The following is a 14,200-nucleotide window of genomic DNA, read 5'->3' as shown; positions in this document are numbered from 1 at the left end:
ACAATAAATTTAAAAAATAGTGAAAGACTCCCCGCGGGGAATCTTTCACCTTACTTTTACATTCCTTCCAGTTCTTCCACCTCACCGGCGATCATGATTCTCGTTCCGGAATCCATAGACTGAATCAGCATTCTCACATAGGACTGGGCAAGCTGAATCCCGCAGAAAGACTTATTCTTTGCGCCGGATTGCTGGCAGTTGACCACAAGAGCCGGGTATCCTTCAGAACCTTCCTCCGGTTTCAGGATCATGCCAAAGTTTGAGAACGCTCGCATCTCCTCCAGATTCACATACTGGTTCGACAACAAGCCAGACGGCTTCTTTGCGGTGATAACACCGAATCCATCCGCTTCCGGATCTGTGATCCAGTAATCGTCCGATGTCAATTTATGATACGGGACGAGACTTCCCGGATCATTTTCGTTTCCAAAGGTGCTTTCCAGGCGGTAAACGCCGTAAATATCGGAATCTTCTCCCTGTGCGCCGGAAATATAACAGTTGACAGAGAAATTCTCCTGCCAAACCCCGTTTTCCGTTCTGGAGAGGTAGAGCATTCTCGAATTCCCCGGCAGCTGTTTTCTTTTCACTTTTACAACTTTATCGCTGGAACCATTTCCTGTATTTGTCTTTACCGTGTCAGTATCATTTTCTATATTATTTATGATCAGAACCAGGCTGTTCACATCATCTGCGATTCCCATCTTGTCGATCCAGCGTCCCTTGTCCTGCTGAGTCTTCCATCCAAGATCCACCGCAACCTCGTCATCTGCCGTCTGTGTCTCCAATGTGATTGTATCTACCTGGGTAGTTTTTGCCGCACCAAACACCGTTCCGCCGGAAATTCCGATCGCCGCTGTCAGCGCAAGAAATATCGCATATAAGCGTTTTCGCATGCAAAAATCTCCTTTTAAAATCAAATTCCGCACATAGGTCAAAAAGACCCACGCTTATATGTATAGTACCATACTTTACACCGCTTGTCACCGAAAAATGCATACTGACGAAATTTTGCCACAAAAATCCCCCGGTCAGCCGCATTTCTGCTGCCAGCCGGGGAACTTCTTATATCTTCAGTCTGCAGGTGCTGCCGCGCCCTGCCTTCTCTTTACTTCAAATACTTCTCAAACCACTCCATCATCTCCGTCATTCTGCGGATTCTGTGCTTCGGCTTACCGCTTCTTGAAAGTTCATGGTTCTCGCCATGGAAGAGGCACATGCGGGCTTCAACGCCGAAGTATTTTAACGCGGAGAACATCTGGATCGCATCGCCCATCCAGCAGCGGTAGTCTTCGTCCGACTGGATAAAGAGGGTCGGAGTCTTTGCCATGTTAACGTATTTTAACGGGGAGTGCTGCCACATCTTTTCCGGGCTGTTCCACGGATCCGCCTTGATCTGGTCCATATTGAAGTAATATCCGATATCGGTGGTCATGCACTTGGATACCCAGTTGGAGATACTTCTCTGGGAGCAGGCTGCCGCGAATCGTGTGGTATTTCCGATTACCCAGTTTGTCATAAATCCGCCGTAGCTTCCACCCATAACACCCAGGTGCTTCTCATCAACCTGCGGATAGCGCTTCAATACCTCGTCTGTGAGTGCCATACAGCATTCAAAGTCGATTCCGCCATGCTTTCCTGTAATATCCGCGAACTCATTTCCACGTCCGTCACTTCCAAGCGGGTTTGTGAAGAATACGAAATATCCGGCATTTGCGAATACCTCGCTCTCGTGGAAAAAGGTCGGACCGAAGGTCGCGCGCGGACCGCCGTGGATCGTTAAGATACCAGGGTACGTCTTATCAGGATCAAAGTTTACCGGTTTGATCACATATCCGTCCAGTTCAAGGTCCTTGTATGTAAAGGTAAACTCCTCTACCGGGCATACGCTTCTCTCTGCCATCACTGCGTCGTTAAAGGAAGTGAGCTTCGTCTCCCCGTTTCCGTCAAACGCGTAGCACTCGGTGAGCCCCATATCGCGCATACCGGTAAAGTATACGGTATTGCCGGACTTCGCCAGTGTGTGGACACTGCCCTGGCGGTCCAGAATCGTCTCCATATTGCCCTCAGCGTCGAAGGTCCGGATCACGCTCTGTTTTCTTAAAGTCGCGATAAAGTAGATCTTATCTTCATCATGGATCGCAGAAGCTCCGTCCGCGAACTTGCAGTCACAACAGATCGTGTTGCGGATACTGTCATCATAATCGGATAGAAGTTCCACTTTCCCGTCCTCTACTGTATACAGTTTGTCATTCTCGTTGAACCCGTATTCCTTCATATAGGAACCGAAGAAGGTCACTTTTCCTTTGAGGATGCACGCGTAATCGATGCTCATGTCCTTCTGCTCTACAAGGGTCTTGAGCTCGCCAGTAGAGATCGTGTACTGCTTTAAGCCCTGATATACGTCCTTTTTATCGGTATAAAGACTGGAGACATAGAGGATCGTATCGTCTCCCTCTACCCAGGAATTCTCCACATTTTCATAATCAGGTGTCACGATCTCGCAGGAACCATTCTCCGGATCGTAAACCGCCAGTCTCGTTCTCTTCTTGTTTACGATTCCCTGACCGTTCGCCCAGAACGGAAGCTCGTCGAATACCTCGTAGTCCTTCTCTTCCTTCCAGGCCTTGAGAGCGGCCTTCTTCTCCTCGCCCTCTTCCATATGGGAGAGATCCGGCTTATTGTAATCATATTTCACCGTGAGGACAAGTTTCTTTCCGGCTTTTTTCATCTTCACTGCCTTATACGGAACAGCGAAAGCGAACTGTGCCTCGCCACCGTGGATATTCAGGGTGTAGAAGCAGGTCCAGTCTTCCTCGTTCTTCGCCTTTTCCTGATAAGTCTTCTCACGGTCCGCAATAAAGAGGACAGTCTCGGAATCCATCCAGATAAACGTGCGCTCTTTCTTTCCGCTCGTCAGTCTGGACGTTTTCTTTGTCTCCATATCATAGAGCCATAAGCAGGACTCATAGCAGTTGTCCTTCTCGTTGGCATCCACCACCGCCATCACCGCGTGCTTTCCATCCGGTGCCGGGGTAAAGATCGTAGGATAATGATAATTTGTAAAGTCTCTGATATCGATCTGTTTCATGGTTCCAGGTCCTCTCTTTCCTATTTATATATGTAGTTTTATCGCAGGAGCATTTCCCTGTCAAATTTAATATACTTACGTATCTGTTCGATACCATCACAGCCCTGCACAGCATAAACCACGTCAGCTCTGTCGGCAGTTCCGATTGCAGAGCAAACAATCATTTAAAACAGTATACCCCCGCCAGATACCGGCGGGGGCATATGAATGTCTCCTTATTTGCCTTCCGTCAGATGGCATGCCACGAAATGATTCGGTTCGATCTCGCGGAGTACCGGTTCCTCGCTTCTGCAGCGGTCTGTCGCATACGGACAGCGGGCAGCAAAACGGCAGCCGGGCTTCGGGTTGATCGGGGAAGTGATCTCGCCCTTTAAGATGATGCGCTCTCTCTTCTTTTTCAGGCTTGGTACCGGAATTGCGGAGAGCAGAGCCTGTGTATACGGATGGGTCGGCTTATCGAAAAGCAGCTCAGACGGAGCTTTCTCGATGAGCTGTCCAAGATACATAACTGCAATATCATCCGCAAAGTGGTTGACAACGGAAAGGTCGTGTGTGATAAAGATATAGGTTAATCCCATCTGTTCCTGAAGATCCTGCATCAGGTTTAAGATCTGCGCCTGAATGGATACGTCAAGGGCAGAAACCGGCTCGTCGCAGACGATCAGCTTCGGTTTCATCGCAAGCGCTCTCGCGATACCGATACGCTGGCGGCGGCCACCGTCAAGCTCATGCGGGTATGTATTGATCAGGCGGTCTGCAAGACCTACGACCTGCATCAGCTCACGCACTCGGTCCATACGGGCTTTCGGGTCCGTAATAAGCTTCTGGAGCTTTAACGGCTCAGCAATGATCTCACTGACTGTCTTTCTCGGGTCAAGGGACGCGTACGGGTCCTGGAAGATCAACTGCATGTCACGTCTTAAGAGACGGAGCTCATTTTTATTCTTTTTACATACATCCTCACCATCGAAGATGACCTCACCGGAGGTCGGCTCGATGAGACGTAAAATCGAACGTCCTGTGGTGGACTTACCGCATCCGGACTCACCTACGATACCGAGGGTTTTTCCACGTTCCAGAGTGAAGTTCACGTCATCGACCGCATGGAGCAGTCCCTTTGGAGTGTTGAAATATTTTTTCAGGTGTTTTACTTCAAGGATCGTATCTGCCATTACTGCTCACTCCTTTCAATGGAAAATCCCGGCTCTTCGTAGCGGACGCAGCGCACATAGTGCGTATCGCTCGCCCACTTCTTTTCCGGTCTGTCTTTTTTGCACGCTTCTGTGCAGTACTTACATCTCGGGGAGAACGGGCAGCCCTTCGGAAGGTTTGTCGGATCCGGCATCAGGCCCGGAATCGGCTGAAGTCTCGCCTTGCGGTCCTCAATGTTCGGAAGAGAACCGAAAAGACCTTCTGTGTATGGGTGCATGGTGTGGTTGAAGATATCTTCCAGAGTTCCATGCTCTACGATCTGTCCGGCGTAGACAACGGACACCTCATCACAGACCTCTGCGATAATTCCCAGATCATGGGTGATCATGATCATCGCGGAACCAAATTTCTTTCTTAAATCCTTCATCGTCTCGAGAACCTGTGCCTGGATCGTCACATCGAGAGCGGTTGTCGGCTCATCGGCAAGAAGGAGCTTCGGATTGCAGGCAAGAGCCATAGCGATCACGACACGCTGCTTCATACCACCGGAAAACTGGTGTGGATACTCGCCGAAGCGTTCTCTCGGGATACCTACGACTTCCAGCATATCGCCGGCCTTCTGCTCAGCCTCTTTCTCACTGATCTTATCATGAAGTTTGATAACCTCGGCGATCTGATCACCGACGGTGAGCACCGGGTTTAAGGATGTCATCGGATCCTGGAAAATCATGGAAACGATATTTCCACGGATCGCCTCCAGCTCCTTCTGCGGCATATTTAAGATATCTTTTCCGTCGAGGAGGATGGAACCGTTTTTAATAACTCCCGGCGGGTCCGGAACGAGACGCAGGATCGAAAGAGCGGTCGTTGTCTTTCCGGATCCGGTCTCTCCTACCAGTCCTAAGGTTTTTCCGTGCTCTAGCTGGATATCGATGCCGTTTACCGCCTCTACAACGCCGTCATCGGTCTCATAATGGATCACAAGATCCTTAATATCAAGAATTAAGTTTTTGTTATCTTCCAATATTTTGTCCTCCCTACTTCTTCAGTTTCGGGTCTAACGCATCACGAAGACCATCGCCTAACAGGTTCAGGGAAAGGATCGTAATGATGATCGCAATACCCGGGAATATGGTCAGGTGCGGAGCGTTTCTTAAGTAAGCACGTCCGCCGGAAAGCATTGCGCCCCACTCCGGTGTCGGAGCCTTTACGCCGAGGCCCAGGAAGCTTAAGCCGGATGTGGAAAGGATCGCGGATGCAACCTTTAAAGATACCTGAACGATGATCGGTGCCATACAGTTCGGGAGAATATGGGAGGAAATGATCTCGAAGTTGTTTGCTCCGATACATTTCGCCGCCTCTACGAATTCCTGATCCTTTACGGTAAGGACGGAAGCCCGGACGATTCTCGCATAGCCAGGCACGGAAGAGATCGCGATGGCAAGCATTAAGTTGAAGATGCTCGGTCCAAGTGCGGATACGATCGTGATGGAAAGAAGAAGGCTCGGCACTGCAAGGAAGATATCCATGATACGCATGATCACGTTATCGATCTTTCCGCCGTAGAAGCCTGCGATCGCTCCTAAGGATCCGCCGATCAGAAGTGCGATGGATACAGCTACAACGCCGACGCTTAAGGATACTCTTGATCCGTGAACGAGACGTGCCAGAATATCTCGTCCGAACTCATCTGTTCCGAGCCAGTGAGCCGCGCTCGGGGTCTGGAGACGGATAGCTGTGTTCTGTTTGATAACAACGGTATTGTAATCGAACAGGAAATCCGCAAAGATAGAGATCAGTACGAGGAGAGCGACGATTCCAAGACCGATCATTGCCATTTTATTCTTTTTTAAGCGGCGCCAGATCTCTTTAAACTGACCGCGCTTCTTTACAGCCGCGCCGGATGCCGCTTCCTGATTCTTTGATGTTCCCATACGCTTTCCTCCTTATTTTTTCTTATACTGCGCTTTGATACGCGGATCAATGAAAGCGTAGAGAATGTCCACGCAAAGGTTTACGATACTGAAGGTGATGGTCATCATGATAACGCCGCCGAGGACTAACGGGGCATCCTTACTCTTGATGGAGTCTACCAGGAGACGGCCAACGCCCGGCCATGCAAATACGGTCTCGGTAAGAGTCGCGCCGCCAAGAAGGGAACCGAACTGAAGTCCAATAACGGTAACGACCGGGATCAGCGCATTCTTTAATGCGTGTTTCCGGATCACCATTTTCTCCGGCACACCCTTCGCTCTCGCGGTACGGATATAATCCTGACGGATAACCTCAAGCATGGAGGAACGCGTCATACGGCAGATCAGCGCTGCGTCGCCGGTACCAAGGGTGATCGCCGGCATGATGTAGTTCTTCCAGGATCCCATACCGCCGGATGGAAGCCATCCAAGGTTTAAGGAGAATACGATGATGAGCATCAGGCCCAGCCAGAAGTTTGGCGTCGCGACACCCAATAGGGCGGCGACCATACCCACATTATCGACCATACTGTACTGCCGCGTGGCACTGATGATACCGATCGGAAGTGCGATGGCTACCGCTACCAGAATCGACCAGAACGCAAGCTTTGCTGTATTCGGGAATGCAGCCATGATCGTCGGGAAAACGTCACGTTTTGTCTTGTAGGATTTACCCATATCACCGTGAAGAAGGTTCAGCATATATTTTCCGTACTGAACGATAACCGGCTGGTCCAGTCCAAGATCTTTTCTTGTCGCTTCGATCGTCTCCGCGTCTGCCGACTCACCTGCGATCATCGCTGCCGTATCGCCTGGTGAAAGGCTTAAGATGAAATAAACCATGAATGTCACGCCGATCAGTACCGGGATCAGCATCGCAAGTCTCTTTAACACATATTTGCTCATGCACACCATCCAATCTACCGCGTCCCGCGGCTGTTTTTTTGTGTTTCCGAAACCCGTCTGTCGGGGCCGAAGTTCCGGATCCTTGTCTCAGGGTTTCTGGAATGTTTTCCGGGCTTTCACCGGATTCTGGAAATGGGTACGGATCCCTTTTCGTGACCCGTACCCTGTTTTTGCATGGACTCTGTCCTCTTTGCGGATCAGATATTATTTTTCGTAATGGCAGTTGCCAAGGTAATGCTGTGCGCCTTTGTGAAGCTTGAAGCCCTTTAAGTCTGCACGGACACCGACGTTATCGTATTTGTAGTATAACGGGCACCACGGGGAGATCTCGTGGAGACGATCCTGAAGCTCCTTGTAGAGTCCCATACGCTTGGTATCATCGCTTTCCTTCTGAGCGGCGATGATAAGTTCGTCGACCTTCTCATCTGTTAAGAATGCACGGTTGCCGGTCGCACCATGGTTCTCAGAGTAGAATAACTGGTAGGTGCTTCCGTCTGCGTCAAAGCTTGTGTTGGACCATCCGAGGATGAACATCTCGTGATCACCTGCATTTAAGGAATCCAGCAATGCACCCCACTCATATGTAGAAATATCAACGGTGATTCCAACTTCAGCGAGCTGTGCCTGAACGATCTGCGCGGAACGTGTACGAACGTCACCGTTTACATAGAGGCTGCACTCAAATCCATTCGGATAACCTGCTTCCGCAAGGAGCTCTTTTGCCTTTTCCGGATCGTACGGATAAGCTTCCTCCTCTTCAGACCAGCCCGGGATCGTGGAGTTGATATAGCTGTTTGCCACAGTACCGCGTCCCTCAATGATCGTATCAACGAAGGTCTGTTTATCCAGCGCGTAGTTGACTGCCTGACGGACTCTCTCATCGGAGAACTTCTCTTTTGTCGTATTCATTCCAAGGTACTCGATGGAAGAAGACGGCTGGGAAAGAAGCGCTACGTCGGAGTTTGCTTCCACGTTCGCACAGTCTGTCGGGTCAACGTTCCATACAAGATCGACCTCTCCTGCCTCAAGAGCGATCGTTCTTGCACTTCCCTCCGGGATTACGCGGACGGTGATGGAAGTTGCGATCGGTTCTGTACCCCAGTATTTTTCGTTCTTTGTCAGGGTGTAGTGATCGTTCGGAACCCACTCCGTAACCGTGAACTCACCGGATCCGAGTACATTCTCCACATCGCCGTAAGCATCGCCTGCTGCTGTAACAGCTGCCTCAGAAACGATACTTAAGTTTGTCTGGGTAGTGATCGTCTTGAACGCTGCGTATGGCTGTGTGAGCTTGAAGGTCACGTGGTAATCATCGTCCGCGATAACCTCTGCGATCTTTGAGGTGTTGGACTTTGTCTTCGGCATATCCTTCGCGCGGTCATACGTAAACTTGACATCCTTCGCTGTTACCGGTGTTCCGTCTGAGAAGCATGCATCCTCACGGAGCTTGAAGGTATACTCTGTATCACTCTTCATCTCATAGCTCTCAGCGAGGTCCGGAACAAGGTTTCCTTCCTCATCGATATCCATCAGAGTGCTGTATACGTGATGGATCAGTACTCCGGATGTGGTATCCTGCTGTCCTGCCGGATCCAGTGTGACAACGTCTGCGCCCATAGCCACAACGATATCTGTCTTTGTGATCTCGCCGCTTCCGCCGTTATCGGTAGCTGTCTGTGCGCTGCCGCCCGCCGGTGCGTTTGTAGACTGATCAGTGTTTCCACCTCCGCAGGCTGTAAGGATCATAGCTGCTGCCATTGCCATTGCTGTTGTTCTTGCAATACCCCTTCTTTTCATTCACAAATTCCTCCTGTTATTTTCTTCCGCTCCCCACAGCGGTCGCACTTCATAACGGTAATATGTGTCAGTATTCACTATACCCGTCATGTAGTACTTAGTTCGATCTCATGAACCAATGATAACAGTTTTGAACAAATTTGTCAATAATTTTCAATTTGTACGAGGTTATTTTAGCAATTTTCATAAATTATTGTGATCTTTTTTGTATTGTATTTACTATACTCCTATCACACTGATGGGTTGACCCCTTTCCGAAGATCCGCCCTATAAACCGTCTTTAACGAAGTCGGTGCTGCCGATTGCACTTCTCACTTCCGAGAGGCGTCCACGGCGTTTATTCGTCTCCTCCGGATTATCCATGGCAGAGAAATATATCAGGGCGTTCGCCACAGACATATATCCCATCACGGAATTATAAAAGAACAGGTCGTGGTTATTGCAGGTAAAGACGGTCGTTCCGTAGGACGCGATCGGTGAAGTTCTCTGATCCGTGATGGCAATCTGCGGGATCTTCTTCTTATCGAGATATCTTGCGGTATTCACGATATGTTTCGCGTATCCGGGTGCGGAAAAGATGATCGCGCAGTCCTCCGGTGTAGCGTGGGCCAGGTAATTATTGTAGAGAGCCCGGCTCAGATTCGAGAGATCGAGCGCCTCCAGCCCCAATGTCAGGAGTCTTCTCGTCGTGTAGGCACAGAGTCCGGTCACCAGCTCGCTTCCCACCACATAGATCGTCCGGGACTGTCTGATGATCGCCACTGCGGAGAGGATATCCTTTAAGGAGACCTGTTCAAAGGTCTTCGCGATCACATTTTTCTCGTTCGCGACGAACTCCTGGAACATTTTTTCCTTATCGTGGTCACCGAACCGGATCCCACCCACATGATCCGCGATCCTGTTTAAACCGTCCCCATGGACCAGTCTCGTCTGCAAATGCTCCCGAAGACGGTTCTTCATCTCCACGAAGCTCTGGGCCCCAATCTTCTTTGTGAACCTTAATATGGTCACCTCCGTCACACCCAGTGTCTCTGAAAGCTCTTTCAAGGAGTAAAAGCAGACCTGATCCGGATATTTGAAGATAAAATCCGCGATCCTTTTCTGAACCGGGCTGAGTTTTTCATAGCTCGCATTTACTTCTTCGAGAATTCCCATGCTCATCTCCTCCTGTTTTACTATTCAGCCCTATCCCTATTTTATCAGCGAATTCTCTGAATAGTTATAATTCACTATACATCGCACTATACATGATAGTGACATTATAACCGAATATCTCATGCAATTCCAGTATTTTTTGTGTAATTTTCAAAAATGTATCCTGACACCTTCAGGCGGCCAGCGCGGCCGCTTGCGGCGATCTGCATCTTCGCACGGTTGCGTGTCGTTGAAAAGGGGGCAGACACCTTCATGTCTGCCCCCGTCTTTCACATTTTAAATATTATCAATCTTCATAGTGGCAGTTGCCAAGGTAGTGCGTTGCGCCCTTGTGAAGCTTGAATCCCTTTAAGTCTGCGCGGACACCGACATTGTCATTTTTGTAGTATAACGGACACCATGGGGAGATCTCGTGGAGATATACCTGAAGCTCTTTGTAGAACTCCATACGCTTGGTATCGTCACTCTCTTTCTGTGCGTTGATGATCAGCTCATCGACTTTGTCATCGGTTAAGAAAGCACGGTTACCGGTCGCTCCATGGTTTCCGGAATAGAATAACTGGTAAGTACTTCCATCCGCGTCAAAGCTTGAATTCGACCATCCGAGGAGGAACATCTCATGCTCACCTGCATTTAAGGAATCGAGAAGAGCGCCCCACTCATAGGTAGAGATATCAACCGTGATTCCAACCTCCGCGAGCTGAGCCTGAATGATCTGGGCGGAACGGGTACGAACGTCGCCGTTTACATAGATCTTGCATTCAAATCCGTTCGGATAACCGGCTTCCGCAAGAAGCTCTTTCGCCTTCGCCGGATCATACGGATAAGCTTCCACTTCGTCGGTCCAGCCCGGGATCATCGAGTTGATGTAGCTGTTTGCTACACTTCCCCGGCCCTCAATGATCGTATCAACAAATGTCTGTTTATCCAGCGCGTAATTGATCGCCTGTCTGACTCTCACATCCGCGAATTTCTCTTTTGTCGTATTCATACCGAGATATTCGATGGAAGAGGACGTCTGGCTCAACAGCGTCACATCCGGATTTGCCTCGATGTTCGCACAGTCTGTCGCGTCAACGTTCCATACAAGATCGACCTCTCCTGCCTCAAGGGCAATGGCGCGGGCGCTTCCCTCCGGGATCACACGGCAGGTGATCGTTGTCGTGATCGGCATCTCACCCCAGTATTTTTCGTTTCTTGCAAGGGTGTAGTGATCATTCGGAACCCACTCGGTAACCGTGAACTCTCCGGATCCGAGAATATTGTCAACATCGCCGTAGGACTCTCCCGCCGCTGTGACCGCCGCCTCGGAGACGATGCTTAAGTTGCTGTTTGTAATGATCGTCTTAAAAGCTGCATACGGCTGTGTCAGCTTAAAGGTAACATGGTGATCGTCATCCGCAATAACCTCTTCGATCTTGGAGGTATTGGATTTCGTCTTCGGCATATCCTTCGCGCGGTCAAATGTAAACTTTACATCCTTCGCTGTAACCGGCGTGCCATCGGAGAAGCATGCGTCCTGTCTCAGAGTGAAGGTATATTCCGTATCACTCTTCATCTCGTAGCTCTCTGCCAGATCCGGAACAAGGTTGCCATCATCATCGATATCCATCAAGGTACTGTACACATGTTTCATAAGTACAGATGATGTGGTATCCTGCTGTCCTGCCGGATCCAGCGTGACAATGTCTGCGCCCTGAGCAAAGACGATATCTGTCTTTGTGATATTTCCGCCGCCGGAGCTTTCCGCTGTCGCCTGAGTCTCACTGCCTCCTGCCGCCTCGGTCGTTGCCGCCGCATTGTTTCCGCCTCCGCACGCTGTCAGCACCATCGCTGCTCCGACAACGGCTGCCATCGATCTCGCTGCTGTTCTTTTTCTCATTCACATGCCCTCCTTCAAATTATTTCTGTTTCGTCAGAGTGTTGTTGGTAATCGTTGAATGTAAATATTTACTATACCCATATATACACTCTTTTCTGAATTTCATGATTAAAGAATATCATTTTCTAATATTTTTGTCAATATAGTTTTTCTTTCTGCGTATTTTTTGTTCATTTTGTTTATTTTATTTAGTTTCAGTCTTTCTATCGCCATAATCTGTTTACAATTTGTTCAAAATTAACAAAAGGAGATTTCCTGCATGTATAGTAAATACTAACTCTTTCCGGCCTGCGTATCTTCAGATGGATCGTTTTATCCTTTATTTTCTCAAAAGGGCGGGATCAAAAAGATCCCGCCCAAAATTTCTCTGAATATTTATATTATCAGAAATTTATTAAACGATTTGAATGCTCCTGATTTCGCTGTATCTATTCTTCGTAATGGCAGTTACCAAGATAATGCTGTGCGCCTGCATGAAGAGTAAATCCCTTTAAGTCTGCGCGCACACCAACGTTATTCTCTTTGTAGTATAACGGACACCACGGAGATTCATCATGAAGTACAAACTGGAGTTCTTTGTAAAGTTCCATACGTTTTGACTCTTCGCTCTCCCGCTGTGCAGAAAGGATCAGTTCATCCACCTTGTCATTTGAGAAGAATGCGCGGTTTCCGGTTGCACCATGATTTCCGGAATAGAATAACTGATAGGTACTTCCGTCCGGATCAAAGCTCGTGTTGGACCAGCCAAGAAGAAACATTTCGTGTTCGCCTGCATTTAAAGTATCAAGAAGGGCACCCCACTCATATGTGGAAATGTCAACCTTGATTCCTACATCCGCAAGCTGAGCCTGTAGAATCTGTGCAGAACGAGTACGGAGATCGCCATTTACAAAAATCGAGCATTCAAATCCATCCGGATATCCGGCTTCCGCCAACAATTCTTTCGCTTTTTCCGGATCATACGGATAAGCTTCCACTTCATCGGTCCATCCCGGGATTGCTGCATTGATATAGCTGTTTGCTACAAGACCGCGTCCTTCAATGATCGTGTCAACGAAGGTCTGCTTATCAAGGGCGTAGTTGATAGCCTGACGGACTCTCTTATCAGAAAACTTTTCTTTCTGGGTGTTCATTCCCACGTAGTCAATACCTGTTGACGGCTGCGAAAGAAGTTTTACGTCAGGATTTGACTCTACATTTGCGCAGTCTGTCGGATCTACGCTCCAGACAACATCAATCTCTCCTGCTTCAAGAGCGATCGTGCGGGCACTTCCCTCCGGGATCACACGACAGGTAATAGAGGTTGCGATCGGCATCTCCCCCCAATAATTATCGTTTCTTACAAGAGTATAATGATCGTTTGGCACCCACTCTGTTACCTTAAATGGCCCTGATCCGAGAAGATTATCCACATCACCATACGAATCTCCCGCTTCCGTCACGGCTTTCTCTGAAAGGATACTCAGGTTGTGCTGTGTTACGATTGTTTTAAATGCTGCATACGGCTCTGTCAGTTTAATCGTTACCTCATGATCCCCATTTACGGTAACCTCCTCGATCTTTGAGGTATTCGACTTTGTCTTCGGCATTCCCTTCGCGCGATCCAGAGAAAATTTAACATCCTGAGCTGTCACCGGAGTGCCGTCCCAGAAGCAGGCATCTTCACGGAGTTTAAACACATACTCCGTGTCGCTCTTCATCTCATAGCTTTCTGCCAGATCCGGAACCACCTTTCCTTCATTATCAACGTCCAAAAGCGTACTGTACGCATGTTTCATCAGCACACCCGAAGTCGTATCCTGTTGTCCCGCAGGATCAAGCGTAACAATATCCGACGCCTGACCGACAACGATATCTGTTTTTGTGATCTTCCCGCTTTCTGCACTCTCAGAAGCTGTCTGAGTCTCTCCTCCGGAAGAAGCACCTGTCGTAGGAGCTGTAGTGTTTCCACCTCCACAGGCTGTGAGCACCATTGCTGCTCCCATAAGTGCCGCCATCGACCTCGCTGCTGTTCTTTTTTTCATTCGCATATCCTCCCTCTTATTTTCAGACAGGTATCTCATCTGCACTGTCCTTCTCTAAATTTATGAAATAAGAATATCACCATTTGTTACTTATTGTCAATTAAATTCGTTATTTCACGATTATTTTGTTTATTTTGTATAATTTATTTTCTGTTTTTTGACATTATGTACATGCACGAGGAACATATGTCTTTATTGACTCACAGAAGCAAAAAAGGCACTG

General features: G+C 48.7%; 10 protein-coding genes. All 10 read right to left on the bottom strand.

Translation table 11 applies throughout. The features are described from left to right. Nucleotides 1–56 precede the first annotated feature (56 nt). The 10 genes from ABCW45_RS08625 to ABCW45_RS08580 all read right to left on the bottom strand — a co-directional run bounded on the left by ABCW45_RS08625 (nt 57) and on the right by ABCW45_RS08580 (nt 13,977). Nucleotides 57–893, bottom strand: coding sequence for a hypothetical protein (locus ABCW45_RS08625; RefSeq protein WP_117469692.1), 837 nt, complete (start codon nt 891–893; stop codon nt 57–59). A gap of 212 nt (nt 894–1,105) precedes the next feature. Then, on the bottom strand, nt 1,106–3,088 hold the full coding sequence (locus ABCW45_RS08620; RefSeq protein WP_343220648.1) for an alpha/beta hydrolase family protein: 1,983 nt from the start codon (nt 3,086–3,088) through the stop codon (nt 1,106–1,108). A gap of 215 nt (nt 3,089–3,303) precedes the next feature. Next, nucleotides 3,304–4,260 carry an ABC transporter ATP-binding protein gene (locus ABCW45_RS08615; RefSeq protein ID WP_117469694.1) on the bottom strand — a complete coding sequence of 319 codons (957 nt, stop codon included), beginning with the start codon at nt 4,258–4,260 and terminating at the stop codon, nt 3,304–3,306. Further along, a complete protein-coding gene (locus ABCW45_RS08610) occupies nt 4,260–5,264 on the bottom strand; it encodes an ABC transporter ATP-binding protein (RefSeq protein WP_117483697.1) in 1,005 nt (334 codons plus the stop codon). Before ABCW45_RS08610 ends, ABCW45_RS08615 begins: the two co-directional genes overlap by 1 nt. Nucleotides 5,265–5,277: 13 nt before the next feature. Further along, nucleotides 5,278–6,174 (bottom strand): ABC transporter permease, encoded by an 897-nt coding sequence (locus tag ABCW45_RS08605; protein ID WP_117469696.1) that lies wholly within the window; start codon nt 6,172–6,174, stop codon nt 5,278–5,280. Nucleotides 6,175–6,186: 12 nt separating this feature from the next. Continuing rightward, a complete protein-coding gene (locus tag ABCW45_RS08600; RefSeq protein ID WP_118531963.1) occupies nt 6,187–7,119 on the bottom strand; it encodes an ABC transporter permease in 933 nt (310 codons plus the stop codon). A gap of 204 nt (nt 7,120–7,323) precedes the next feature. Beyond that, complete coding sequence (locus ABCW45_RS08595) at nt 7,324–8,916, bottom strand: ABC transporter substrate-binding protein (protein WP_117566554.1); 1,593 nt, start codon at nt 8,914–8,916, stop codon at nt 7,324–7,326. Between the two features lie 267 nt (nt 8,917–9,183). Next, entirely contained in the window at nt 9,184–10,071 is an 888-nt protein-coding gene (locus ABCW45_RS08590; RefSeq protein ID WP_181968295.1) for a MurR/RpiR family transcriptional regulator, read from the bottom strand. Between the two features lie 286 nt (nt 10,072–10,357). Continuing rightward, the gene (locus ABCW45_RS08585) at nt 10,358–11,953 is read right to left on the bottom strand and encodes an ABC transporter substrate-binding protein (RefSeq protein WP_117483699.1); all 1,596 of its coding nucleotides are present in this window, start codon (nt 11,951–11,953) and stop codon (nt 10,358–10,360) included. Nucleotides 11,954–12,381: 428 nt separating this feature from the next. Continuing rightward, on the bottom strand, nt 12,382–13,977 hold the full coding sequence (locus ABCW45_RS08580; RefSeq protein WP_158553059.1) for an ABC transporter substrate-binding protein: 1,596 nt from the start codon (nt 13,975–13,977) through the stop codon (nt 12,382–12,384). Nucleotides 13,978–14,200: the final 223 nt, after the last annotated feature.

Source organism: Pilosibacter fragilis (genome assembly GCF_032490495.1).
Classification (GTDB): Bacteria; Bacillota; Clostridia; order Lachnospirales; family Lachnospiraceae; genus Pilosibacter; species Pilosibacter fragilis.
This window is presented reverse-complemented; position numbering and strand designations above follow the sequence as displayed.

Bases quoted from the DNA above. Each gene is read 5' to 3' on its own strand.
- ABCW45_RS08585 (WP_117483699.1), bottom strand. From the start codon at position 11,953: ATGAGAAAAAGAACAGCAGCGAGATCGATGGCAGCCGTTGTCGGAGCA.
- ABCW45_RS08590 (WP_181968295.1), bottom strand. From the start codon at position 10,071: ATGGGAATTCTCGAAGAAGTAAATGCGAGCTATGAAAAACTCAGCCCG.
- ABCW45_RS08625 (WP_117469692.1), bottom strand. From the start codon at position 893: ATGCGAAAACGCTTATATGCGATATTTCTTGCGCTGACAGCGGCGATC.
- ABCW45_RS08600 (WP_118531963.1), bottom strand. From the start codon at position 7,119: ATGAGCAAATATGTGTTAAAGAGACTTGCGATGCTGATCCCGGTACTG.
- ABCW45_RS08620 (WP_343220648.1), bottom strand. From the start codon at position 3,088: ATGAAACAGATCGATATCAGAGACTTTACAAATTATCATTATCCTACG.
- ABCW45_RS08595 (WP_117566554.1), bottom strand. From the start codon at position 8,916: ATGAAAAGAAGGGGTATTGCAAGAACAACAGCAATGGCAATGGCAGCA.
- ABCW45_RS08615 (WP_117469694.1), bottom strand. From the start codon at position 4,260: ATGGCAGATACGATCCTTGAAGTAAAACACCTGAAAAAATATTTCAAC.
- ABCW45_RS08605 (WP_117469696.1), bottom strand. From the start codon at position 6,174: ATGGGAACATCAAAGAATCAGGAAGCGGCATCCGGCGCGGCTGTAAAG.
- ABCW45_RS08580 (WP_158553059.1), bottom strand. From the start codon at position 13,977: ATGAAAAAAAGAACAGCAGCGAGGTCGATGGCGGCACTTATGGGAGCA.